Genomic DNA, 25,158 nt, shown 5'->3' on the forward strand with positions numbered 1-25,158 from the left:
TATTGATTATTGGGTGGCGAGTCGAAATATAATGCAAAAATTTCTTAGTCTGCTTTTTTCCCGGCGCGCGCTGGCAGTTGTGGGCGTTCTGGTTCTGGCGCTGCTGGTCTGGTTTGTCGGGCCGCTGGTGTCATTTGATACCCTGCGCCCGCTGGCCTCCGTGGGTAGCCGGGTAGTGACCATTGCCCTGTTACTGATGCTGCTGGTGCTGTGGCTGGTAAACTGGTCGATGAGCATCATCGGCATCAGTATCCTGTGTCTGATTATTGGCTTTGTCACACCGCTGCTGGCCCTGGACGATGTCCATCCGTTTGCGCCGCTGTGGGTCCGCCTGACCCTGATTGGTTTCATCCTGCTGATGTACGCGCTGTACGGCCTGTACCGGCTGTGGCGTGCGCTGCGCATGGATGAACAACTGCTGCGTCGCTTCCTGCATCCGCGCGGGGAAGAGGTACCGGTGGCAGGCGAGATCAAAGCCGACCTGCGCACCGTCAACCATATTGTCACGCAGGCCATCCGGCAACTGCGGCAGTTGCGGGTGGACATGCCCGGCTGGCGTAAAATCTTCGAGGGAAAACGCTTTCTGTATGAGCTGCCGTGGTTCATGGTGGTCGGCAGTCCTGGCGACGGCAAAACCACGGCCCTGCTGAACACCGGATTGCAGTTCCCGCTGGCGGAGCAAATGGAGCAGACCTCGCGTATCCTGACAGTGCCGGGTGGCGGCACGCTACACTGCGACTGGTGGTTTACCAACGAAGCGGTGTTGATTGACACCGCCGGACGCTACGCCCGCCACGATGACGGCGGCGAAGTGAGCGCCGCGCAGCGTAACGCCGGAGAGTGGCAGGGCTTTCTCGGTCTGCTGCGTAAACATCGCCCCGGCGCGCCGCTTAACGGCGTGATCCTGACGCTAAACGTGGCGGATTTAACCGCACAGTCACCGGCGGAACGCCTGGCGGCCTGCGCCGCTCTGCGGGCGCGACTGGCAGAACTGCGCGAGACCCTGGGGATTCGCTTTCCGGTCTATCTGGTGGTCACCAAAATGGATTTGTTGCCGGGGTTCAGCGAGTATTTTCGCACGCTGACCAGCCATCTTCGCGCACAAATCTGGGGCTTCACGTTGCCGTACAGCCTCAGGCGAAAAGCGGGCGACCCGCAGGCGCTGCACGCCGCCTGCGCGCAGGAGCTGGCGCGCCTGACGCTGCGGTTGGATCAGGGACTGGATACCCGGTTACAGGAAGAGTACGACCTTAAAAGCCGCCAGCGACTGTATACCTTCCCGCGTGAGTTCGCCGCCCTCGGCGAGCCGTTGCTGGAGGCTATTGAACAGATCTTCCTCGATTCAAAATTCGATGCCACGCAACTGAATAACACGCTGCGCGGGGTGTTTTTCACCAGTGCCGCGCAGGCGCAGGCCGACGCCGTGGCCGACCAGTTGAGTATCTGGCAGCGCTTTGTCCGGGCGATAAAAACCGCCCGTGGCGAATCATCCGCCTCTCTCCCACACGCTCTGCCGGACGGCAACCGCAGCTACTTTCTGCATGATCTGCTAACACAGTTTATTTTCCGTGAAGCGCACCTGGTGGAGCCAAACCTCCAGTGGGCCTGGCGTTACCGCCTGCTGCGCCTCGGCGGGCACCTGCTGGTACTGGTGCTGGCATTCCTGTTGTGGCAGGGGATGCAGACCAGCCAGCAGACCAACGGCGACTATCTGAATGAAATCAGCGCCCGCGCGACCCGGCTGGACGGCGAGGTGAAAGCCTACACCGGTAAACCGGCGATGGCTCCCGTCCCGGCACTGCTGGACAGCGCAAGGGAACTGTCCGCCTGGCCGGAACTGGACCCGGACGCGCCGCCGCTGACCTGGCGCTACGGCCTGTACAGCGTACCGCCGGTAACCGACAGCGTGGCGTCGCTGTACAACCGTCTGCTGGATCAACTGCTGCTGCCGCCGCTGGTGAAACGGATGGAGTATGTGCTGGCGGACGCCATTGCCCGTCAGGACAGTAAAGCGGCCTACGATGCCCTGCGCATCTATCTGCTACTGAATCTGGATAAAGATCACGAAGATAAATACAACGCGGCGGAGATCCAGTCGTGGGTGATTAACGATCTGGGGAACAGCGACAGCGTGGCCGGGTTCGGCGGGCGCGCCGCCGTGCTGACGCATATCGAAGCGCTGTTTGACGGCAGCCGGGTGGTGCATTCACCGTATGAGAAAGATGAGGCGCTGATCCGCCAGGCGCGGGCATTCCTCGACGGTCACACCAGTACCGAGCGTATCTACGCGCGGGCGCTGGCGGCAATGGAGAGCGAAGCGCCGCAGGAGTTCACGCTGGTACGCGCCGTCGGCGCGGATGCGGGAACGGTGTTTGTGCGTAGCAACGGCGCGCCGCTGGATCGGGGCGTGCCGGGTATTTTTACCCGTGAAGGATACCGGGAGCTGTTCGACAAACGATTACCGGAATTTGTGGCGGCGGCGACGGCGAACGATGGCTGGGTGATGGGCCGGGAGAGTACGCCAAAAAAGCTGACTGACAGCCTGCGCAGCCAGATACCGGGGCAGGAGCAGTCTGTCGCCCGCGAAGTCCGCCGTTTGTACCTGACGGAATATGCCCGCCGCTGGCAGGATTTTCTGGACAGTATCCATAGTATCAACAGTGCCGGGGAAGAGGGCAGTTCCGGCCTGGCCTATGATTTACAGGTGCTGCGCACCCTGGCATCGCCGGACTCACCGCTGATGCGGCTGGGAAAAGCGGTGGTGGAGCAGACCACGCTGGTGCCGCCGCCGGACCCGCAGGCCAGACAGAAACAACTGGCGCAGCGCGCATCCGGTAACGCGGGGAAAGTGGTACAGACGGCAAAACTGTTCCAGGATATTCACCCGGAAGAACGGCTGGAAAAAACGCTGGTGGATGATCGTTTCGCCGCGCTGCGCGAGGTCATTGCCGGGCGGACGGACGGCGGACAGAGCGGCGGTGGGACGATGCAGATCGCTTCGCTGCTGACCATGCTCAACGAGTATTACACCCAACTGACCATTGCTGATAGCGCGCTGGCAGCGGGGACGTTGCCAGCGCGCATTACTGCCGCAGACAAGTTGCAACTGGAGGCGGCGAAACTGCCCGCGCCGCTGAAAAACATCCTGCTGGATCTGACGAAGCAGGGAACGCGCAAAATCAACGCCGGGACCGGCGATGTGCTGAACACCCAGATGGAGGCGATGATGGGCGACGACTGCCGTGACGCCATCGACGGGCGCTATCCGTTCGCCGACAGCCCGCAGGAGGTCAGCGCCGAGGACTTTAACCGCATCTTCGCCAGCGGCGGCGTACTGGATGCTTTCTGGAGCAAACAACTGGCTCCGCTGGCGGACACCGCCAGCGACCCGTGGCGCTACAAACCGACCGAAGGCAACATGACATTGCAGGGGCCGGATCTAACGCCGTTTCAGCAGGCGAAGCAGATCCGCAGCGTGTTTTTTAACAGCGAGGGCGGGAAAAAATTTTCCTGGTCGATGCAGATTAGCGTGGTGGATATGGACCCGGCCATCACGGAACTGGTGATTGATATCGACGGCCAGGTGCTGCGCTACGCCCATGGCCCGGACCGGCCCCTGAAAGTGACGTGGCCGGGACCGCGCAACGGCTCGATGGCGGAAATCACCGCCAGCCCGCGTATTCGCCAGGACACCTCAACGCTACTGACCGGCGGGCCGTGGGCGCTGTTTCATCTGCTGGACGCCGGAAAGGTACAGGAAACGGCGGTGCGGGGGCGGCAACTGGTGGAATATGATTTTGACGGTCGTCGGGTGGTGCTGGAAATCACCGCCGGGCGGGATTTTAACCCGGTCAGCCGGGAGCTGTTGCAGAACTTCAGTTGCCCGGCGAGGGCGCTGTAATGCGCCGGCCAGCGGTGGTATCAGCCCCGGCGATGTTCGGCAGGCTGCCGGACCAGCGCGACTATGTGCGCTGGCGGGTGGGCGCTGAAGAGGGACGAATATGGCAGGACTGGCTGAACCGCCAGACATGGGTGGGCAGCGGGCGGCATATCGTGTTGCCGGAAGGCCAGACGACCGATGAAGAGCGTGACGGCTGGATGCACCTGTCGCCGCGTGGCGAACATGATATGCCCGCGCCGGAACACCATCCGCTGCCGTGGAGCTTTGTGATGTCGCCGGGATTTTTGCCGATGGGGGGGACGACTGACTGGCTGACCGGAGTGCTGATGGCGTCACGGGATAGCGTGGGACGCCCGTGGCCGCTGGTGATTTACCAGCGCTGTGGTCGGGAGTGGCTGGACGAGAGTTTGCAGGAGACGCAGGGCTGGCTGTACTGGCTGGCGAGGCTGGCGGCGCAGCATATCACGCCGGACACGATGCGGCGCGGGCGGCTGACGGAGCAGGTGGACCAGCTATGGGCGATGTGGCAGCCGGGGCCGTGGTGGGCGCAGTGGCTGCGTGGGTTACGACGTACATCGCAGCGCAGCCGGGAACTGACCGGGCTGCCGGATGAAGCACCGGTAGTAGAACTGCCGGGCGTGCGTTATCTGCCGTGGCCGGGCTGGCCAGGTAAGACGCTGGGGCAGGCAACACCGGGGCAAGGCTGGTTCTGGCAGCAGAACAGTGAAGGGCGGTATGTGGATGCGCTGCGGCTGGCGGAGAAATAATGGACATGGTGGTTTTAAAAACATCTGCTAAGGAATGAAGAAATGGGTAATTATGATAAAGCGTGTAATAACACAGAGGCGGTAAGGTTTATTCAAAAATATAAGAATGATTGTGAGATAATCGCTAATCAACTTGAAGTGCCAGTGGAATTTATACTGGCGGTTGCAGCAAAGGAAAGTCGTTATGGGCAGGGAAGGATTGCAACTGAATATAATAATTTTTTTTCAATGCATGGTCCGGCACCATTGCAGTTGAGTAAAGTTCATCCTCAGGGAAGTCACGACGTGTGGGTTGCCACCTATACGTCTTTTTTAAATTGCGCGAAATCATTCGCCATCAGGTTTGGTAGTGCAGTCAGAAAGATAAAGGACCCTAAACAATTTGCACAAGCATTGATTGAGTCACGATTTAATTCAGGTAAAAGTAGTAATGGAGGGCATACCGGATACGCCAGTGAACTGGTGGCTATGATTGGTATGGTTAAGCGGAGAATGGCATGTTCAGTAAAATAGTGTCATTGCTTTTGTTTACTATTTTATCCGTGAGCAGTTATGCCCAAGTTCTTGTATCAAATATCCCGGTGTTTGATTTGACTAAATTAAATCAGGAAGGGCTTACCGAGACACAGGCTCAGGCATTATTGGTTTTATCATTAAAAAATGAAAAATATAATATTACATTGCCTGGCGTTTTTATGGACGAGGCCTTAAAAAATGATCAGGGTAAACCATTTCATTCTGGATATTATAGCTTTGGTGTGGGCTATGACTCTCCTTCTGCCGGTGCTACGGATATCTGGGGATTATTCTCCGTCAGTCCGAAAACAGGAGATATCTGGGAAGAATATGCATGTGAGAGAATATCATTTCCGGCGCTACAAAAAATACAACAAGAAATAATGAAAAAAACTGGCGCGACATTTGCCAGTGAAGTGGTACAGCGCCGGGGGCTGGGCTGTACAGATGAATAGTGGGATAGTTGGATCTACCGGGCATACGTTACCTGCCAGGGCAAGGCTGGCGGAGAAATAATGGACATGGTGGTTTTAAAAACATCTGCTAAGGAATGAAGAAATGGGTGCTTATGATAAAGCGTGTAATAACGTGGGCGCGGTAAGATTTGTCCAGGAGCACATGAAGGTTTGTGAGATAATTGCAAAAGAGCTTGACGTACCGGTAGAGAATATACTGGGCCTTGCTGCTGCCGAAAGTCAATATGGTACAGGTCGTATTGCCAGGGAATATAATAATTACTTTTCTCTCCAGGCTCCTGCATCATTTCAGTCAGGTCGGGTTCATCCAAAGGATAGTAACAAAATTTGGGTGGCTATTTTTTCTTCGTTTTCAGTTTGTGCGCGATCTTTTGCTGTCAAGTATGGTGACGCTGTTCGGGGGAAAAAAGATGCTCTGGCCTTCTCTGAAGCACTGGTAGCTGCTGGGTTTAATTCAGGATCTCATATTACTGGTGGTACGGATAATTACGCCAGGATAACTGCTGGAATAATTATTATGGTCGGCCGGAGAATAGCATGCCCCGTAAAATAATGCTTGTTTTTTTTCTATTTATGTCTGAGTTCTGTTATGCCCAAGTGGTTGTATCTGAATTTAATTTGTCAGATATAAATCGCGGTGGAATGACGAAAGCACAGGCAGAAAAACTACTCATTATTGCACTTAAATATCAAAAATATGATTTATCGCTGGATGGCGTTTTTGTTGACGGTGATTTGCAGGATAAACACGGAAATCCTCCCCATCCGGGATATTATGATTTTAGCCTTGGCTATGATACACCGACTGCCGGAGCAATAGATTATTGGGGGCTGTTTTCAGTAAGTTCTCAAACTGGTGATATATGGGAAATAAATAAATGTGAGAGAGTTATATTTCCGCAGTTGCAAAAAATACAACAAGAAATAATGAAAAAAACTGGCGCGACATTTGCCAGTGAAGTGGTACAGCGCCGGGGGCTGGGCTGTACAGATGAATAGTGGGATAGTTGGATCTACCGGGCATACGTTACCTGCCAGGGCAAGGCTGGTTCTGGCAGCAGAACAGTGAAGGGCGGTATATGGATGCGCAGCGGCTCATCACGGAAGTTGATAATTCAGGTGATGTCCGAAGATAAAAGGTATGGCATCAATGCGATATGCTTCGGGGATCCCTAAGGAAATCGAATGAGTAAGTTACAGTTTGACCCTCATAGCCCATTGGCTGAATATTTTTCTAGAACAAAGATAGACGGGGAGTTTATCAAAAACGATTATGGTGATAGAGGTGAATTTGTCATAAATAGTGAAACGGGAGCTATTTCATTATTGTTAAAATGTAAATATACATGGGTTAAAAATAGCGATGTGAAGGACGACTGGACGTTTATAGAAAAATCATTGTTTATCATTAATGTTTATACGACAGTTTGTTCCGAATGGAATGGTAAAATATTTTTTTCTGTTTCAGGAAGTTCAGATTTCGCCAGGAAGTTTCAGGGGAAGCCTCTGCCATTTGATATACAGATGATCCCTGTCAATCATGGCGAGCACTGGGATGTGACTGCATTGAAAGTGAGACCAGGGGATGATGTAAGGACTTATGTTATCTGGGGTTCTCGTATCCTCCATATTGATTCCGAGGATGTGGTCGCAGTGCGGAAATGTCTTGATCCAGCCCAGACAGTTTGCTCTAACCAGATAAACGTACCTCATGAAATTGGACATATGATTGGTTATCATGACGATGAGTATGCTCTGGATAAATCAGGTAAAGCAACAACGGCATATAGATCGGATGCTGCCGCATTAATGAATATTGGAATGGAGCTTCGAAGTCGTTACCTGGAACATGTTAACACATTTCTGAATGTAATAATTCCTGATACTTACTTTACAGTTTTGAGTGTAGGTAAATGATACAAACATGTATTCTGCTCATTCATTTTCTGATGCATGGCGTAATGTTTAATCCCCACCCTCAACCCTCTGTCACTGCGATAAATGGTATGAAATATGATCTGGTAAATGTAACAAAAAAAGATGATCAGGTAACTCAATATTATGAAAAAAATAATATACAAAACGGAGGGGTTGATGCTTCTTTTGTTGAAAAATATGGCAGGCCTGAACATGAGTTTGTCAAACCTCGCTATATGTTTGTTGGGGAGTATTATATTGGGCTGGAAAAAACCTATAGGTCAACGGACCCCAGATTTAGCAATGTACTGATTAAAGAAATGTTCTGGCATCTCCATGATGATTTGAACTTGACATGTTGGTTTCATTATAAGGACGAGCAGTGGCGAGTGTTCTCCTATATTTTTTGGCCACCCGGCGCTGTATTCTAGTTTACTGTAAAAATGGGGGGGCTCTCATTTTTAAATATATCTGTTTCAGCGGGGGGGATTTCTCGGTTGCCGGATGCTGCGCTTAAATTTAGCATTAAAGGAACAATAAATCCGGTATGGGGGTTGACGACAATCACGCCGCCGATAACCGGTGAAAACATTGGAACTACAGCAGGTTCTGTTGCCGGTAGTGCTCAGTAATTTACTTATACCGTACAGCTAAAAACTCCCGGACAATCTGAATCTCGACCGTATCTCCTCCGCCGCGAACTTGCCACTCAAATCTATGGTGAGTAAAGACCTGTGTGTCAGCATTGAACTGGACGGGGCGGCATAAGGAAGGACGAAAACAGGATAAATAATTTGCCGTGGTCGACCCGGCCAGGTAAGACGCTGGCGCGCGTTACTGTGGCTAGGATGCTACTGGCAGCAGAACAACAAGGGACGGTATGTGATGCGCTGCGTCTGGGGATAAAAAATATGACGCTAAATGTGTAGAGTGGAAACAAATATAGCAATATACGAAGGTGAATATGGACAATCTTCGTGATGAGGCTATTCGGTGGGCATATGATACTTATGACGACATCAGGCTGGATATGCCACTTTTTTTTCGGGTTTGAAGTGATGAGGTGCAATTTTGTTATTTTTTATGGTGTGGAGTATGGCATCGATATGTATTGCGTACACTTCTTAATTACCTCTAAATTTTGAATGTTACGACAACGGGAATGAGGTGAAAACAGACGGCAGTGAAAACATTCTTGTGGGTGAATATGGTCATCCTGAGCATTGATTTATAAAACCCCGACATAAATTTGTTGGTATTTACTACAGGGGAATAGAGCAGATTTATCCTTCAAAACATCCTGAATATAAAAATATTCCCATTAAAGAAATGTTCTGGCACCTGAAAGATGATCTAAAACTGACATGCTGACTTCATTACAAAGACGGAGAGTGATAGTTATATCTTATGTTTTCTGGCCACCTGGTTCTGTATTTTAATCCGATATTTAAGGAGTAAATATCATGAGTTTTGTATCTACGGGTAATAAATCAGCTGGAAATGGTGGACCCGTCATCACCACGCCGCCAATAACTGGCGAAAGTGGCGATATGAGCACAGGTTCAGTCGCAACCGGTGTTGCTGAGGCAGCCGAACAGATGGCAGAACAGGCAGCGGCGGAGCTGTTTGGTGCGCTGCCGGAGCCGTCAGGGCTGGTGAAAGCGGCAGTAACCGCAGCGCAGGCCGCCGCAGCGGCGGCAGGGATATCGGATATAGTTAGTGCCGCCCAGGATGCGGCGGCGTCGCTTGCTGCCGGCGGGCCGGGAGCGCATAACGTCACGGTCAGCGGCAGCGCTGTGCCGCCGCAGATGCTGCTTTTTGCCGGTATAAATGGTTCGGAGAAACTTGGCAGCCTGTTTACCTACATTGTACAGCTAAAAACGCCCGACACCCTGAATCTGGGCTATGTCTCCCCCGCAGCCAACCTGCCGCTCAAAGCCATGGTGGGCAAAGATCTGTGCGTCAATATCGAACTGGATGGTGGCGGTAAACGACATATCAGCGGGCTGGTCACGGCAGCGCGGGTGGTGGGCCATGAAGGGCGTTCGGTTACCTATGAGCTGCGTATGGAGCCGTGGGTAAAACTGCTGACCCACACCAGCGACTACAAAGCATTCCAGAATAAAACCGTGGTGGATATTCTGGATGAAGTGCTGGCGGAATACCCCTACCCGGTGGAAAAGCGGCTGGTGGAAAGCTACCCGGTACGCACCTGGCAGGTGCAGTACGGTGAAACTGATTTTGATTTTCTTCAGCGACTGATGCAGGAGTGGGGCATCTACTGGTGGTTTGAGCACAGCGAGGACAGTCACACACTGGTGCTGGCGGATGCCATCAGCGCCCACAAAGCATGTCCGGACTCGCCGCTGGTCGAGTGGCACCAGGAAGGGCTGAAGCTGGACAAGGAGTTTATCCACACTATCACGGCAAACGAGAGCCTGCGGACTGGCCAGTGGGTGCTGGATGATTTCGATTTTACGAAGCCACGTTCATTGCTGGCAAACACAGTGGCAAACCCGCGTGAAACCGGTCATGCCACCTACGAGCATTATGAGTGGCCGGGAGACTACTTCGACAAGAGTGAAGGCGAGATGCTGACGCGCATTCGTATGGAAGCGCAGCGCAGCCCCGGCAGCCGGGCTGGCGGGGCTGGGAATATCCGCACCCTCATGACTGGCTACACCTTTACGTTGATGAATCATCCGACGGCAGAGGTCAACCAGGAGTACCTGCTGGTACAGACCACGCTGTTTTTACGGGACAATGCGCAGCACAGCGGGCAAAACCAGCATTTTACCTATGTCACCACGTTTGAACTGCACCCCACCCGCGAGGTGTACCGCCCGCAGCGAACCATCAGCAAACCCCACACCAAAGGGCCGCAGAGCGCCATCGTCACCGGCCCGTCGGGGCAGGAAATCTGGACGGATCAGTACGGGCGGGTAAAGGTACAGTTTGGCTGGGATCGCTACGGCAAAATGGATGAAAACAGCTCCTGCTGGATACGCGTCAGCTACCCATGGGCGGGCAAAGGCTTCGGGATGATCCAGATCCCGCGTATCGGCCAGGAAGTGCTGGTGGATTTCAAAAACGGCGATCCGGATCTGCCGATCATCGTGGGGCGTACCTACAACCAGGACACCATGCCGCCGTGGGGACTGCCGGGAATGGCGTCGCAGAGCGGGATCTTCAGCCACTCGCTGTATGGCGGGCCAACGAACGGCAACATGCTGCGTTTTGACGACAAAACCGGCGCGGAGGAAGTGAAGTTCCACGCGGAAAAAGATCTCAACACCACGGTGAAGAATAATGAAACACATACGGTAATGGTGGATCGCACTAAAACCATTATTAAAAATGAAACCAACAGTATTGGTGAGGACAGAAACACCACGGTAACGAAGAATGACGGCCTTTCCGTAAAACTGGCGCAGACGATCAATATCGGCACCACTTATCGTTTAGATGTTGGCGATCAATTCACGCTTCGCTGCGGCAATGCGGCGCTTGTTTTACATAAGGACGGCTCCATTGAGTTTTGTGGCAAGCAACTGATGTTACATACCAGCGATGTCATGCAACTGATTGGTAAAGGTATTGATATGAACCCGGATGGCGGCACAGCCGTAACCGCCGATGATATTGCCCCCCTTCCCACCTCTGAATGATCTGAATTAAACCTGGAGTTCTCATGGATCGACCATACCGCATACAGGAAGGGTGTTTTGTCCTGCCTGAAACATTTACGGATCGCAGCGTCAATATTTTTATCCTGGAGGGCAATGAACGAACATCGCCCAGCCTGAATATTTCCCGCGATACGCTAAAACCTGATGAAGACCTGCCCGCCTATATTGACCGCCAGATTGCGCTGATGAAAAAAAATCTCGGTCAGCACCGGGTATTGTTGCGAGCGCCTGCACAGGCAGGAACGGGCAATGATGCCCTGATGGGGGAACAAATTGCCGCCACCCATAAATCCGGGAAAACGGAAGTGTACCAGCGTCAGGCCGGGTTTATTGCAACCCCTGGCAAGGTACTGGTCTTCACCCTGACCAGTCCCCGTCCTTTTGATGATAAAGCAGACCTACTCTGGAACACCTGGCTGGCAGGCTTTCAGCCGGATAAAAACGAATAATCACACGGAGGTGTGACCATGTATGAAGCAGCCCGTGTGGATGATCCTATCTACCACACCAGTGCGCTCGCCGGATTTCTTATCGGCGCTATCATCGGCATCGCCATTATCGCGATTGCCGCCTTTGCCTTATTTAGCTGCGGTATTCTTGCCGGGCTGATTCTGGGTTTTATGGCCGATCAAATAGCCTCCGGGGTATTGCAACTGGGCGAGGCCATCGGGCGCTCCATCCACCACACGGCAGGAAAAATCCTCACCGGTTCGGAGAATGTCAGCACCAACAGTCGCCCGGCGGCGCGCGCGGTACTGAGTACGGTGAAATGCGATAACCATATCGCAGAAAAACGCATCGCCCAGGGGTCGGAAAATATCTACATCAACAGCCAGCCTGCCGCCCGTAAGGATGACCACACCGAATGCGATGCGGTGATTGAAGACGGTTCGCCGAATGTGTTTCTCGGCGGCGGCACACAGACGGTACTGGAAATCAGTTCTGAAATTCCGGACTGGCTGCGCAAGGTGGTGGATGTATTGTTTGTCGTGGCGAGTCTGCTCGGTGGGCTGGCCGGGGCGTGGCGGCAGGCGGCAAAGCTGGGGACGAAATTTGGCACTAAATGTGCCGCTAAGTTTATCGGCGGGGAGCTTACCGGGATGGCCGTGAGTGAGGCTATCAGCGGGCTGTTCAGCAATCCGGTGGATGTGACCACCGGGCAGAAAATCCTGCTGCCGGAAACGGACGTCACCCTGCCCGGTCGCCTGCCGGTCACCTGCTCGCGTTTTTACGCCAGCCACCTGGAAACCGTGGGACTGTTGGGACGGGGCTGGCGGCTGAACTGGGAAACCAGCCTGCGCGAGGACGATGAACACATCACGCTGACCGGCGTACAGGGGCGGGAGCTGCGTTACCCGAAAACAATGCTGACGCCCGGCCACCAGATATTTGACCCGGAAGAACAGTTATACCTCAGCCGCCTGCATGACGGGCGTTACGTGCTGCATTACACCGATCGCAGCTATTACGTATTTGGTGATTTTGACAGTGACGGCATGGCATACCTGCTGTTTATGGAGACGCCGCACCGCCAGCGCATTGTCTTCGGGCACGAAGGAGGCAGACTGGTACGGATAGCCTCCAGCAGCGGGCATCACCTGTTACTGCACCGCACACAGACCCCGGCAGGGGAGCGGCTGTCGCGAATTGAACTGGTGCAGGGCGGCACCCGTGGCAATCTGGTGGAGTACCGGTATGACGATAACGGTCAACTGACCGGCGTGGTGAACCGGGCGGGAACGCAGGTGCGTCAGTTTGCTTATGAAAACGGGCTGATGACGGCGCACAGCAATGCGGCGGGGTTCACCTGCCGCTACCGCTGGCAGGAACTCGACGGCGCGCCGCGCGTGACGGAGCACGACACCAGTGACGGCGAACATTACCGCTTTGACTATGATTTTGCCGCAGGCACCACCACCGTCACCGGCAGGCAGGGGGAGACATGGCAGTGGTGGTACGACAGGGAAACGTATATCACCGCGCACCGGACGCCGGGCGGTGGAATGTACCGCTTCACGTACAACGAAGACCACTTCCCTGTCAACATTGAGCTGCCCGGCGGTCGCACGGTGGCGTATGAATATGACATCCAGAACCGGGTGGTGAAGACGACAGATCCGGAAGGCCGGGTGACGCAGACGCAGTGGAACGGCGAGTTCGACGAAATCACGCGCACGGCGCTGGACGATGACGCTGTCTGGAAAACGCAGTACAACGCCCACGGCCAGCCAGTGCAGGAGACGGACCCGGAAGGGCGGGTGACGCAGTACGCTTACGATGAACAGGGGCAGATGTGCAGCCGGACGGATGCGGCGGGCGGCACGGTGGTGACGGCGTTCGACAGCCGGGGGCAGATGACGCGGTACACCGACTGTTCAGGGCGCAGCACAGGATATGACCACGATGAGGACGGCAACCTGACGCGGGTGACGGACGCGGAAGGGAAGGTGGTACGCATCAGCTACAACCGACTTGGGTTGCCGGAGACGGTGAACTCACCGGGGAAACAGCAGGACAGGTATACCTGGAATGCGCTGGGGCTGATGAGCAGCCACCGGCGCATCACGGGGAGCGTGGAGAGCTGGCGGTATACGCCGCGCGGTCTGCTGGCGGCGCACACGGATGAGGAGAAGCGCGAGACGCGCTGGCAGTACACGCCGGAAGGCCGGGTGGCAGCGCTGACCAACGGCAACGGGGCGCAGTACCGGTTCAGTCACGATGCGGACGGCAGGCTGGTGCGTGAGGTGCGCCCGGACGGACTGAGCCGTACTTTTATCCTGGACGACAGCGGTTATCTGACGGCGATACAGACCACGGGCACGCAGGGCGGCGTGCGGCGGGAGACGCAGCAGCGGGATGCGCTGGGCCGTCTGTTACGGACGGAGAATGAACACGGCCAGCGGACGTTCAGCTACAACCGGCTGGACCAGATAACGGCAGTGACTCTCACGCCCACGGAGGCGGGGCAACAGCAGCACCGGATGCAGGCCGACACGGTGCGTTTTGAGTATGACCGCAGCGGCTGGCTGACGGCGGAGCACGCGGGGAACGGCAGCATACGTTATCAGCGCGACGCGCTGGGCAACCCGACGGACATCACGCTGCCGGACGGGCAGCACCTGACGCATCTGTATTACGGGAGCGGGCATCTGTTACAGACGGCGCTGGACGGCCTGACGGTGAGCGAGTATGAGCGCGACAGCCTGCACCGTCAGATAATGCGCACGCAGGGGCAGCTTGCGACGTACAGCGGCTATGACGACGACGGGCTGCTGAGCTGGCAGCGCAGCCTGGCGCCCGGCAGTGCCCCTGTTCTTCCCGGCCAGCGCCCGGCGCGGCAGGGCTGCGTGACGTCGAGGGACTATTACTGGAACAACCACGGCGAGGTGGGCACGATTGACGACAGCCTGCGTGGCAGCGTGGTGTACAGCTATGACAGAAGCGGTTACCTGACCGGGCGCTCAGGTCAGATGTATGACCATGACCGTTATTATTACGATAAGGCGGGCAACCTGCTGGATAACGAAGGGCAGGGTCCGGTGATGAGCAACCGGCTGCCGGGCTGTGGTCGTGACCGTTACGGTTATAACGAGTGGGGCGAGCTGACCACGCGGCGCGACCAGCAACTGGAGTGGAACGCGCAGGGGCAGCTGACGCGGGTCATCAGCGGCAACACGGAGACGCACTACGGCTACGATGCGCTGGGGAGGCGAATCCGCAAGGCGACGTACGGGCGGCACACGGGCCATACGGCGCGGAGCCGGACGGACTTTGTGTGGGAGGGGTTCAGGCTGTTGCAGGAGAACGTGCAGCAGCAGGGCTGGCGGACATATCTGTACGATGCGGAACAGCCGTACACGCCGGTGGCGAGCGTGACGGGAAAGGGAGAAAGCAGGCAGGTGTGGTATTACCACACGGATGTGACGGGCACGCCGCAGGAGGTGACGGCGGCGGACGGAACGCTGGTGTGGGCGGGGTATATCAGGGGGTTTGGAGAAAATGCGGCGGACATCAGCAACAGCGGGGCGTACTTTCACCAGCCGCTGCGGCTGCCGGGGCAGTATTTTGACGACGAGACAGGGCTGCATTACAATCTGTTCAGATATTATGCACCGGAGTGTGGCAGGTTCGTCAGTCAGGATCCGATTGGGTTAAGGGGCGGGTTAAACCTTTATCAGTATGCGCCGAATCCGATTAGATGGATCGATCCTTTAGGACTTGCTATCCTGGAGCATCAATCTAATTTTGATGCGGCAAGGAGAACCGGATTTGAAAATGCGGGTATGACAAACCCTGAGGATGTCACTTTCTCGAAAGTCGATCCCAAAACTGGTACTGTTGTTGAGTTTAAAGGTCCAAATGGGGCTAAAGTTGCTTATGATGCACCTCATGCAGATATGGATGTGACAGCAGGGCATGATAAACCACATGTTGGTTGGCAATCCGCAGGAAAAAGAGGTTCCGGAGGAGCTAATAGAGGTAATATTACTTATGATGGCCCACAACATCCGCATCGCTCTGACTCTAAGGGAGATGATAAATGTTAAATTCAAATATGTCTGAACTTAGAATCGAACTGGAGAATGCGATTAAAAATCTCGGTATTCATGACTATCGTGTCGATAAACCCGAACAAATCGTTTCTGAGATAAAAGAGATATATGTTAATGGTAATCCTAGAACCTGGTGGTTATCATTAAAACATAGACAATATGTCTTTTCTTATACCGATAATTCTGGATATAAAAACATATCACAAATAGTAAGCAAACAACTCAATGAAAGCAATGTAATCAACAAACATATATTTTTGATTGCTGATGAAGATAATGAGCAAATATATGTATATAACGTTCCTCTTAACTCCCTGCCTGAAATTATAGAAAATTGCAGATATTTTGAATATTATGTTGCAGATCATGAACTATCTTGGCTTATATGTGAAAATGATCATGGTGATTTGATTGTATGTTCAACCATTAAATAAAGCGTGAGTGCTCTTTAGCGATATAGTTGCCTGTATTTAGGCGTTACTAGCCGAAGATGGCACGATTGTCTGGCAGGGGAAACAGCAACTCTGAGGTCGGGAAGATAGCATAACCCATTAACCTGGATAGATCCGCTAGACCTGAATCCAGTTGATGCGACAGGTTATAGTGTTTATGGTTTATTTGCTCCTGGAGCAAATAAACCTTATTACATTGGTATTACTAATGATATGGATCGACGAAGGGCCGAGCATTAAAGCACTGGCAGGTTATCAAAAGAAAATGGAAGGATGCTGCCACTTGATGAAAATGTAATCTAATGGAAAGTCAGAGGTTACGAGCAATATTATATAGAGAAATATAAAACCAGAACTGGAACTATAGGCGAAGAAATTTCCTCAACAAACCGAGGGAATAAATATAATTCATTTGATCATGGGCGAACCGATCCCAGGGCACAGGCATTTAAAGATGCTTATAATAGTAAAAAGGTGGTTCCGGTGGAGGAAAATGCGGATGAGTGATTACAAATTTTGGGGCTGGGATAAGAAGCCGAGAACAATGCTGCGTTTTGTGAAGCCCGGAGACATATTTTGCTTTAGATTAGATGAAGATAGATATTGTTTTGGTAGGATAATATCTAAAATAATAACTGGACATGTTGCTGAGTTATTTGATTATATGTCAGCCGCTCCAGAAATTGCAGAACAAAAGATTAATGAGGTAAAAAGAATTTATTCGCCCATTGTAATTGATACTTATGGCTTGTTTGATAAAAAGGTATACAAAGATGGTGACTGGAGAGTTATTGGTCATCAGAGTAACTTTTCCCCTATAGATGTTGAAAATGTATATGTTACATACGGTCTTGAAAATTCATGTAAAAGAGTTGATGTGTTTGGTAATGAAATTTCCATATCTAAAGAGGAATCTCTAAAATATCCTAAGTTAAGTCCATATGGTGATTTTGATATTAAAAAGCTATTAAATAATATCTGAAGATAAAGCCGGGACAGATCCTCAAATCTTCCCAGCTTTTATTATTTAACCCCCATCAAATCCCGCCTTCGAGCCTGCTCCGCTTAATCACCGGAATATCTCCGGTATCGTTCAGCGCCCCCGGAAAGGTTTTCAGCCACGCTTTCACCTTCTTTTGATTAATAAAAGTCACGCTCATCCCTTCAATACAGCCAAAGAGTTCGCGGGTATGCTGCGGGGTGATCACGATGCAATCCCTCATTACCCGCACCTTGACGGGCATCCCGTTAATAAACCCCGCCTGCGGCATCCATTCACATTTAGAGATCATCCGGCATAATCAATCTGCCAACGCAGGAGATCGCTGTGCGTAAAGCCCGTATTACTGCGCACCAGATCATCGCTGTGATTAAATCGGCTGAATCCGGACGGACTGTTAAAGATGTCTACCGGGAGGCCGGTATTTCTGAAGCCACCAGGGACAACTGGAAGTCTGGATACGGCGGCAGGGATACGCGTGGAATCACAAAAGGCTCCACCGTATTTACTGTCTGCTCAAGCTGAATTTTCGCCGTAAGGGTAAACAACGGCTGCCGGTACGCAATCCCTCGCCACTGGTCACGCCGGAAGCGCTGAACCAGAGCTGGTCTGTGGGCGTCGTTTTCGCACGTTCAATGTTGTTGATGACTGTAATCGTGAAGCGTTGTCGATAGAAATCGATCTGAATCTGCCAGCTCTGCGAGTGGTCCGTGTACTCGACAGGATTACAGCAACCGCGGTTATCCGGCCATGCTGCGTATGGATAAGGAACCGGAATTTATCTCGCTGGTACTGGCTGAATGGGCAAAGAAACATGTAGTAAAGCTGGCGTTTATCCAGCCGGGTAAGCCGAAGAAAAACGTTTTCATCGAGCGTTTTAACCGGACATACCGTACAGAAATACTCAATTCTTATCTGTTCAGAACGTTGAATGAGGTGCGGGAAATTACGGATAAGGGTTATCAGAATATAACTGCGAACGTCCATATGAATCGCGGAACAATATGATACCGAAGGAATACCGCTAACAACATTATCTGGCCGGAATCTTAAAAATGCATGGAACTAAAACGGGTCTATTTACAGGGGCACCTGCGATGAATTTCGCTGCACTGAAAAGCGATACCGGATGAGAGTTGCTTCAAATTAATGTGCCATGTTCACGGGGAGGTGGTGCGACGTTTGCATAATCCAGCAAGAACTGAAAGGAAGGGGAGAGCTTTTTCATGCCTGTATAATCAGTCTGGCCTGTGTCAGTCAGCTCTTAGTGTTGAGACTCTCGTTGGAGCGTTATAATTGCTTTTCCGTTTCGGAAAACAAGATTTTCCATTAAAGATCTTCCCTGCGAGGAAAAGTTAACTAATAATCTTACCGTCGAGTTAGGAGATGTATGTTTAAATATAAACAATGTTGCAACGATGCCTGATAATTATCCTCTCTTCGAAGATAAGTTTCCCACACCCAGTGTGGTGGGTGTCATTGTAATGTTATCACTTGAATGTAAATGGAAGGTATAATTGCTTTTTGACTAGTATTCTATTCCACCCTGACAACACGATGTTAACATCAACACTGTTTATATTGGCAATAACGCAATTTTTTTCAGATTAAGAGGTGCTCTGATATATAGATTTTTATAACATTACTTATTTGAATTGGTAACAAATACCAATAAGCACAAGCTGTTATTACCAGCCACGGATTTTTCCATACGGTAAGATTTGGTATGGTGTTATGTATTCTGGATGTGCTGGATTATTTTAATTTGGTTAAAAAAAAAGGTGGTTATTCAAATGAAAAGCATAAAAAAATTGATTATCGCAAGTGCGTTGAGCATGATGGCTGCTAGTTGTTATGCTGGCTCATTTTTGCCGAACACAGTGCAAGAGAAATCAGCGAATATTAGCTTTGCCGCTCCCGAAGATTTAACCGTATCGTTGGATCAAGTGCCGGGCTTAATGGCTGGGGATGTGCCTACAAATACGGCTATTGCGAAGCTTACAGTTGATTCTACTTCTGTTCAAAATTTCGGGGCCAGGGGGGTTTCTGGCGAGCTAATGGACAATGCTGGCAGTGTATGGAAAATAATTGGTAAAAATAGTGGCAACTCAATCACTGTGGGCTTATCACCTAAGAGTGTGTCCAATAGTCTGGGCAAGCAAACGTGGAATGGGAGAGAGTGGTTCATCTTTGGTACCAATGACCCACTTTATATTACTATGATGGGGGAGCAGAATGTCTCACCTGATACGTACCCAGTGACTATAGACGTAGTGGGATATCAGCCTTAATAGTAAACAACTATTAGTGTATTGCGCCTTGTTTAAGGCGTAATACACATCAAATTTTTCATTTTTCTTTTACAATTTTTGATATGAAAACAATTAATTTTGTTTTAATGGCGGTAGCTTTGTTCGCCTCTAATTCTATGGTTTCAGTATATGCCGCCAGGCAGCAATTAAATTCAGCCACTAAATCATTCAGCGTGAAGCTGGGAGCTACACGTGTGATTTATCACGCTGGTACACCCGGCGCGACGCTCTCGGTGAGCAACCCGCAGGATTACCCTATTTTGGTTCAGTCTTCAGTCAAAGCAGAAGACAAAAATTCGCCAGCCCCCTTTATGGTGATGCCGCCTCTATTTCGTTTAGAAGCGAACCAGCAGAGTCAACTGCGTATTATCCGTACTGGTGGTGACATGCCAACGGATCGTGAAACTTTACAGTGGGTCTGTATAAAGGCGGTACCACCCGAAAATGAACCGTCGGATACACAGGCTAAGGGCGCGACCCTTGACCTCAATTTGTCCATCAGCACCTGTGACAAGCTGATTTTCCGCCCGGATGCCGTGAAGGGGACGCCGGAAGATGTTGCAGGAAATTTAAGATGGGTGGAGACGGGCAACAAACTTAAGGTAGAGAACCCCACCCCGTTTTACATGAATTTAGCCTCTGTCACAGTAGGGGGAAAGCCCATTACAGGGCTTGAGTATATCCCCCCCTTTGCTGACAAAACACTAAATATGCCAGGGGGCACTCGTGGTGATGTCGAGTGGAAAATTATTACAGACTTAGGTGGTGAAAGTCATCCGTTCCACTACGTTTTTAAATAAGTTCAAGGAATTAGCGGCAGAAAATGAAGTTCAAACAACCTGCCTTGCTACTGTTCATCGCGGGAGTGGTTCATTGCGCAAATGCGCACGCTTACACATTCGATGCATCAATGTTGGGCGATGCAGCGAAAGGGGTTGATATGTCGCTCTTTAACCAGGGGGGACAACAGCCAGGGACTTATCGCGTGGACGTGATGGTGAATGGTAAACGTGTCGACACCCGTGATGTGGTGTTCAAATTGGAAAAGGATGGGCAAGGAACGCCTTTTCTGGCTCCTTGTTTGACGGTCAGTCAGCTTTCACGCTACGGCGTAAAAACGGAAGATTACCCTCAGTTGTGGAAAGCAGCAAAGACCCCAGATGAGTGTGCGGATCTGAGCGCCATTCCACAGGCTAAAGCGGTACTGGATATCAATAATCAGCAACTGCAACTGAGTATTCCTCAGGTGGCGTTGCGTACGAAATTTAAGGGGATCGCTCCTGAAGATCTCTGGGATGATGGTATTCCGGCGTTTCTGATGAACTACAGTGCGAGGACAACGCAGACGGATTACAAAATGGATATGGAGAGGCGTGACAACTCTTCCTGGGTACAACTGCAACCGGGAATCAATATAGGTGCGTGGCGTGTCCGCAATGCGACCAGCTGGCAGCGGAGTGGTCAACAGTCGGGGAAGTGGCAGGCAGCATATACCTATGCTGAGCGTGGACTGTACTCACTAAAAAGTCGTCTGACTCTGGGGCAAAAGACTTCGCAGGGGGAGATATTTGATAGTGTGCCATTTACCGGTGTGATGTTGGCATCGGATGACAACATGGTGCCCTACAGTGAGCGGCAGTTTGCTCCGGTAGTGCGTGGGATTGCCCGCACGCAGGCTCGGGTGGAGGTCAAACAGAATGGTTACACCATTTACAACACCACCGTGGCGCCCGGACCGTTTGCACTGCGGGATCTGTCGATAACAGACAGTAGTGGTGATCTGCATGTCACCGTGTGGGAGGCCGATGGCAGTACACAAATGTTTGTGGTGCCGTATCAGACCCCGGCGATAGCACTGCACCAGGGATATTTGAAGTACAGCCTGTTGGCGGGCCGATACCGATCGTCAGACTCTGCAACGGATAAGGCGCAGATCGCGCAGGCTACGTTGATGTATGGTCTGCCGTGGAATCTCACTGCATATGGCGGTATACAGAGTGCAACGCACTGTCAAGCTGCATCGCTTGGTTTGGGGGGATCTCTCGGGCGGTGGGGGAGTTTATCTGTCGATGGAAGCGACACACACAGTCAGCGTCAGGGGGAAGCGGTACAGCAAGGAGCCTCCTGGCGACTGCGTTACAGCAACCAGCTGACTGCGACGGGGACAAATTTGTTTCTGACGAGATGGCAATATGCCTCGCAGGGCTATAACACCCTATCCGATGTGCTCGACAGTTATCGACATGATGGCAACCGTCTATGGTCGTGGCGGGAAAATTTGCAGCCGAGCTCGCGTACTACCCTGATGTTGAGTCAGTCATGGGGGAGGCATTTGGGCAATCTGAGTTTAACCGGTTCCCGTACCGACTGGCGTAATCGCCCCGGTCATGATGACAGCTACGGACTGAGTTGGGGAACCTCTATCGGAGGGGGCTCGCTGTCATTGAACTGGAATCAAAACAGAACGCTGTGGCGCAATGGCGCTCACCGTAAAGAGAACATAACCAGCCTGTGGTTCAGTATGCCATTAAGCCGCTGGACGGGGAATAATGTAAGTGCTAGTTGGCAGATGACTTCACCATCACACGGTGGTCAGACGCAACAAGTGGGGGTCAACGGAGAGGCATTCAGTCAGCAACTGGATTGGGAGGTGCGTCAGAGTTACCGTGCCGATGCCCCGCCAGGTGGTGGTAATAACAGCGCATTGCACTTGGCATGGAATGGGGATTACGGCCTGTTAGGTGGTGACTATAGCTACAGCCGGGCGATGCGCCAGATGGGAGCCAATATCGCGGGAGGTATAGTTATCCACCATCATGGTGTGACGCTGGGGCAACCTTTGCAAGGCTCAGTGGCGCTGGTTGAAGCGCCAGGGGCCTCGGGGGTGCCAGTTGGCGGCTGGCCTGGCGTTAAGACGGATTTTCGTGGCGACACCACAGTGGGCAACCTGAACGTCTATCAGGAGAATACAGTCAGCCTCGATCCGTCGCGACTACCGGATGACGCAGAGGTCACACAAACCGATGTGCGCGTGGTGCCAACCGAAGGGGCGGTGGTGGAAGCGAAGTTTCACACTCGCATCGGGGCCAGGGCACTGATGACGCTGAAACGGGAAGATGGTAGCGCCATTCCTTTCGGGGCGCAGGTTACAGTCAATGGGCAGGATGGCAGTGCTGCTCTGGTGGATACTGATAGCCAGGTTTATCTCACTGGTCTGGCGGATAAGGGCGAACTGACGGTGAAATGGGGAGCACAGCAATGTCGGGTTAACTACCAGCTACCTGCCCACAAGGGAATCGCGGGCTTGTATCAAATGAGCGGTCTCTGCAGATAGCCGATTCTGAAGGAGAGAATAATGTGGATGAAAATACAGCGAGTGAAAACGGTTATCTATAGCGTAACCATACTGGTCGCTGCCAGTAGCTTGATGCCGATAGCGAACGCCGCAGAAAAACTTCAGACAACGCTACGTGTAGGGACTTACTTTCGGGCTGGGCACGTGCCAGATGGGATGGTGCTTGCGCAAGGCTGGGTGACTTATCACGGCAGTCACAGCGGGTTTCGGGTATGGAGCGATGAGCAAAAGGCGGGTAACACGCCTACCGTATTGCTGCTGAGCGGGCAACAGGATCCTCGCCATCACATTCAGGTTCGCCTGGAGGGCGAGGGGTGGCAACCAGATACGGTGAGTGGTCGTGGCGCCATTTTAAGAACCGCTGCAGATAACGCCAGTTTCAGTGTGGTCGTTGATGGTAATCAGGAAGTGCCTGCGGACACCTGGACGCTGGATTTTAAGGCCTGTGCATTGGCGCAGGAGAATACGTAGACATCTGTTCCACTCATACTTCCTGTATAAGTGAATAAGGCGAATACTGTATATCAGGCTCGAGGATGTATTGAAAATTTACTCAAGGCAAATATGGTTAGCAATCTTCATTGCAGAAAAATCAATTGCTGATTGATTTTAAAATCTGAAATTCATCATTCTTTTTGTAGGGAGAGGAATATTATGTTTCGTAAAATAATTTAACGGACACTGATGCCTTTATTATTTTCTGTTTTGTGGGTTTGTTTGATTCACTCTTTTGTGAGCGGGGCTTTATAAGCCCCTGGTATAAGGTTTGTTTATCTGTCAGGTATTCATATGTGATATTTAAGATTTTATGTTTAGGGGGCTTTTTCTTGTCCCCTCAGGCGTAAAAATAATTTGTTTTTTACATAAAGGAATAAAGCATATGTCTTATGCACGACATTTACCGGTATTAATGTATCACCATGTCAGTGATAAACCCGGACAGATAACCTTATCTCCCCGTACGTTCCGGGCGCAGATGAAATGGCTGGCTGAATCTGGCTGGAAAACCGTTACCGCTGCAGAGGTGGAAGCTTTTTATCATGGTGCAAGATTGCCTCGTAAAAGCGTCATGCTGACCTTTGATGGCGGCTGGCTGGATAACTGGTTGCAGGTTTTTCCGGTGCTGCAGGAGTTTAATCTGCATGCGCATCTCTTTCTTGTGACCAGTTTGATCAGTGACGGACCGGTCCGTATTCCTGCAGGCGAACCGGTGTACTCTCATGATGAGTGTCAGATGCTGGTTAAACAAGGCCGGGCTGATGAGGTCATGCTGCGCTGGTCAGAGGTCCGGGAGATGCACCTTAGTGGCCTTGTTGAGTTTCACTCGCACACGCACACCCACCGACGCTGGGACCAGAAGCCTGTGTCCCGTAATCCGTCGGATTTGCTTCGTGTCGATATTCTTCTTAGTCGTAAGCGGATGAGGGAGATGCTGGGTTACTGCAGTCAGCATCTGTGCTGGCCTGAGGGCTGGTATTGTTCTGATTATATTCATGTGGCTGAAGAGTTGGGGTTCACATACCTGTATACCACAGAAAGGCGTATGAACAATCCAGTCATCGGTTCACAGCGTATTGGTCGTATCAACACAAAGGAGCGAAAGAATGTGGGCTGGCTGAAACGTCGTCTGTTTTATCACACCACGCCCGGATTTTCTTCGCTGCTGGCCCGGCATAAGGGGGCACGTCGGATAGCTGACTGAGCCGGAGACCAGGATGAAAGTGCTGCATACCGAATCCTCCCCCATCATCGGCGGGCAGGGGTTGTAGGCAATATCCCAAATGATGGTGCTGATTTTGAGCAGAAATAAGATAACACCGGAGGCCGTGATAGACCCGGTTGCGCAGAATCTGGAGGCAGCAGGTCACTGGCGCAGGGCTTCTACCCGCTGGCTTTTGGTCATGGGAGATTTTGAATGTACAGAGGCCCAGCGGGAGTGGTTGTTGTTGCGCCGGAATTATTGCCTTGCGCAGATATCTTCCCCTGGCACCAGTAAAGCTGGATATCAGCGACGTGACGAAATGAGAGGAGCCTGCACATAGGTTTATGTTTTGAGTAAGCGTCTTATTTAAACCGTCTGTTCTGTTTCCTCCACTTTCACAAATAATGTCGAACCGGGTGGGGGGGACTCAAGTAAGAATAATCTGGCGATGTTTTGCTTGTTTCCACGGGATACTTTGTTAGGTGAACGATACAATTAATGCGTTCCAGACTGCGTCA

At 51.9% G+C, this 25,158-nt stretch carries 21 protein-coding genes and 4 pseudogenes; 24 read left to right on the forward strand and 1 reads right to left on the reverse strand.

The window, feature by feature from the left end; genetic code table 11:
• The first annotated feature begins 31 nt into the window (after nt 1–31).
• The 16 genes and pseudogenes from icmF (at nt 32) to ACLD3P_RS02755 (ending at nt 17,253) form a co-directional block, all read left to right on the forward strand.
• Nucleotides 32–3,901 carry a Type VI secretion protein IcmF gene (gene icmF, locus ACLD3P_RS02680; protein ID WP_411006640.1) on the forward strand — a complete coding sequence of 1,290 codons (3,870 nt, stop codon included), beginning with the start codon at nt 32–34 and terminating at the stop codon, nt 3,899–3,901.
• Nucleotides 3,901–4,668, forward strand: a complete 768-nt coding sequence (locus ACLD3P_RS02685) for a TagF domain-containing protein (protein ID WP_001254127.1) — start codon at nt 3,901–3,903, stop codon at nt 4,666–4,668. Before icmF ends, ACLD3P_RS02685 begins: the two co-directional genes overlap by 1 nt.
• A gap of 42 nt (nt 4,669–4,710) precedes the next feature.
• Complete coding sequence (locus ACLD3P_RS02690) at nt 4,711–5,181, forward strand: glucosaminidase domain-containing protein (RefSeq protein ID WP_000528839.1); 471 nt, start codon at nt 4,711–4,713, stop codon at nt 5,179–5,181.
• On the forward strand, nt 5,166–5,639 hold the full coding sequence (locus ACLD3P_RS02695) for a hypothetical protein (RefSeq protein ID WP_316970531.1): 474 nt from the start codon (nt 5,166–5,168) through the stop codon (nt 5,637–5,639). Before ACLD3P_RS02690 ends, ACLD3P_RS02695 begins: the two co-directional genes overlap by 16 nt.
• A 103-nt stretch (nt 5,640–5,742) precedes the next feature.
• Complete coding sequence (locus ACLD3P_RS02700) at nt 5,743–6,213, forward strand: glucosaminidase domain-containing protein (protein WP_411006639.1); 471 nt, start codon at nt 5,743–5,745, stop codon at nt 6,211–6,213.
• Nucleotides 6,198–6,659, forward strand: a complete 462-nt coding sequence (locus ACLD3P_RS02705; protein ID WP_076934799.1) for a hypothetical protein — start codon at nt 6,198–6,200, stop codon at nt 6,657–6,659. The genes ACLD3P_RS02700 and ACLD3P_RS02705 overlap by 16 nt, the downstream gene beginning before the upstream one ends.
• A gap of 8 nt (nt 6,660–6,667) precedes the next feature.
• Nucleotides 6,668–6,796 (forward strand): annotated as a pseudogene (locus tag ACLD3P_RS02710) (cytoplasmic protein); the annotation flags it as partial.
• Nucleotides 6,797–6,845: 49 nt separating this feature from the next.
• Nucleotides 6,846–7,577, forward strand: coding sequence for a hypothetical protein (locus ACLD3P_RS02715; RefSeq protein WP_000040883.1), 732 nt, complete (start codon nt 6,846–6,848; stop codon nt 7,575–7,577).
• Nucleotides 7,574–8,008 (forward strand): hypothetical protein, encoded by a 435-nt coding sequence (locus ACLD3P_RS02720; RefSeq protein WP_219561097.1) that lies wholly within the window; start codon nt 7,574–7,576, stop codon nt 8,006–8,008. The genes ACLD3P_RS02715 and ACLD3P_RS02720 overlap by 4 nt, the downstream gene beginning before the upstream one ends.
• A gap of 201 nt (nt 8,009–8,209) precedes the next feature.
• Nucleotides 8,210–8,336 (forward strand): annotated as a pseudogene (locus ACLD3P_RS02725) (hypothetical protein); the annotation flags it as partial.
• A gap of 35 nt (nt 8,337–8,371) precedes the next feature.
• Nucleotides 8,372–8,506: a hypothetical protein gene (locus ACLD3P_RS02730; protein WP_001518591.1), complete on the forward strand. Its 135-nt coding sequence runs from the start codon at nt 8,372–8,374 to the stop codon at nt 8,504–8,506.
• A 534-nt stretch (nt 8,507–9,040) separates the two neighbouring features.
• Nucleotides 9,041–11,245 (forward strand): type VI secretion system Vgr family protein, encoded by a 2,205-nt coding sequence (locus tag ACLD3P_RS02735; protein WP_350410462.1) that lies wholly within the window; start codon nt 9,041–9,043, stop codon nt 11,243–11,245.
• A 23-nt stretch (nt 11,246–11,268) separates the two neighbouring features.
• The gene (locus ACLD3P_RS02740; RefSeq protein WP_000375831.1) at nt 11,269–11,715 is read left to right on the forward strand and encodes a DcrB-related protein; all 447 of its coding nucleotides are present in this window, start codon (nt 11,269–11,271) and stop codon (nt 11,713–11,715) included.
• 18 nt (nt 11,716–11,733) lie between these two features.
• Complete coding sequence (locus ACLD3P_RS02745; RefSeq protein WP_411006305.1) at nt 11,734–15,813, forward strand: polymorphic toxin type 47 domain-containing protein; 4,080 nt, start codon at nt 11,734–11,736, stop codon at nt 15,811–15,813.
• On the forward strand, nt 15,807–16,253 hold the full coding sequence (sciX, locus tag ACLD3P_RS02750) for a protein SciX (RefSeq protein ID WP_000935097.1): 447 nt from the start codon (nt 15,807–15,809) through the stop codon (nt 16,251–16,253). Before ACLD3P_RS02745 ends, sciX begins: the two co-directional genes overlap by 7 nt.
• A 517-nt stretch (nt 16,254–16,770) precedes the next feature.
• Complete coding sequence (locus ACLD3P_RS02755) at nt 16,771–17,253, forward strand: Imm26 family immunity protein (protein WP_131046277.1); 483 nt, start codon at nt 16,771–16,773, stop codon at nt 17,251–17,253.
• Nucleotides 17,254–17,308: 55 nt separating this feature from the next.
• On the opposite strand, the gene ACLD3P_RS02760 is transcribed toward ACLD3P_RS02755, so the two are convergent.
• Nucleotides 17,309–17,563: a SymE family type I addiction module toxin gene (locus ACLD3P_RS02760; protein ID WP_253777003.1), complete on the reverse strand. Its 255-nt coding sequence runs from the start codon at nt 17,561–17,563 to the stop codon at nt 17,309–17,311.
• A gap of 74 nt (nt 17,564–17,637) precedes the next feature.
• Between ACLD3P_RS02760 and ACLD3P_RS02765 the strand changes: the two genes are divergently transcribed.
• From ACLD3P_RS02765 to ACLD3P_RS02800, 8 genes and pseudogenes are all read left to right on the forward strand, one after another.
• Nucleotides 17,638–17,796, forward strand: coding sequence for a transposase (locus ACLD3P_RS02765; RefSeq protein WP_371045440.1), 159 nt, complete (start codon nt 17,638–17,640; stop codon nt 17,794–17,796).
• Nucleotides 17,730–18,299, forward strand: a pseudogene (locus ACLD3P_RS02770) (integrase core domain-containing protein); the annotation flags it as partial. The gene ACLD3P_RS02765 and the pseudogene ACLD3P_RS02770, both read left to right, overlap by 67 nt.
• A gap of 765 nt (nt 18,300–19,064) precedes the next feature.
• Nucleotides 19,065–19,562 carry a pilus assembly protein gene (locus ACLD3P_RS02775; RefSeq protein ID WP_411006306.1) on the forward strand — a complete coding sequence of 166 codons (498 nt, stop codon included), beginning with the start codon at nt 19,065–19,067 and terminating at the stop codon, nt 19,560–19,562.
• An 83-nt stretch (nt 19,563–19,645) separates the two neighbouring features.
• On the forward strand, nt 19,646–20,383 hold the full coding sequence (gene safB / locus ACLD3P_RS02780) for a pili assembly chaperone SafB (protein WP_001537407.1): 738 nt from the start codon (nt 19,646–19,648) through the stop codon (nt 20,381–20,383).
• 23 nt (nt 20,384–20,406) lie between these two features.
• Nucleotides 20,407–22,917, forward strand: coding sequence for a fimbrial biogenesis outer membrane usher protein (locus ACLD3P_RS02785; protein WP_411006307.1), 2,511 nt, complete (start codon nt 20,407–20,409; stop codon nt 22,915–22,917).
• Between the two features lie 21 nt (nt 22,918–22,938).
• Nucleotides 22,939–23,409, forward strand: coding sequence for an AfaD family invasin (afaD, locus tag ACLD3P_RS02790; RefSeq protein WP_023197141.1), 471 nt, complete (start codon nt 22,939–22,941; stop codon nt 23,407–23,409).
• Between the two features lie 409 nt (nt 23,410–23,818).
• On the forward strand, nt 23,819–24,640 hold the full coding sequence (locus ACLD3P_RS02795; RefSeq protein ID WP_000119391.1) for a polysaccharide deacetylase family protein: 822 nt from the start codon (nt 23,819–23,821) through the stop codon (nt 24,638–24,640).
• 82 nt (nt 24,641–24,722) lie between these two features.
• Nucleotides 24,723–24,960, forward strand: a pseudogene (locus tag ACLD3P_RS02800) (PerC family transcriptional regulator); the annotation flags it as partial.
• Nucleotides 24,961–25,158 lie beyond the last annotated feature (198 nt).

This window comes from Salmonella sp. 741265073_HBA, assembly GCF_046569105.1.
Lineage (GTDB): Bacteria > Pseudomonadota > Gammaproteobacteria > Enterobacterales > Enterobacteriaceae > Salmonella > Salmonella enterica.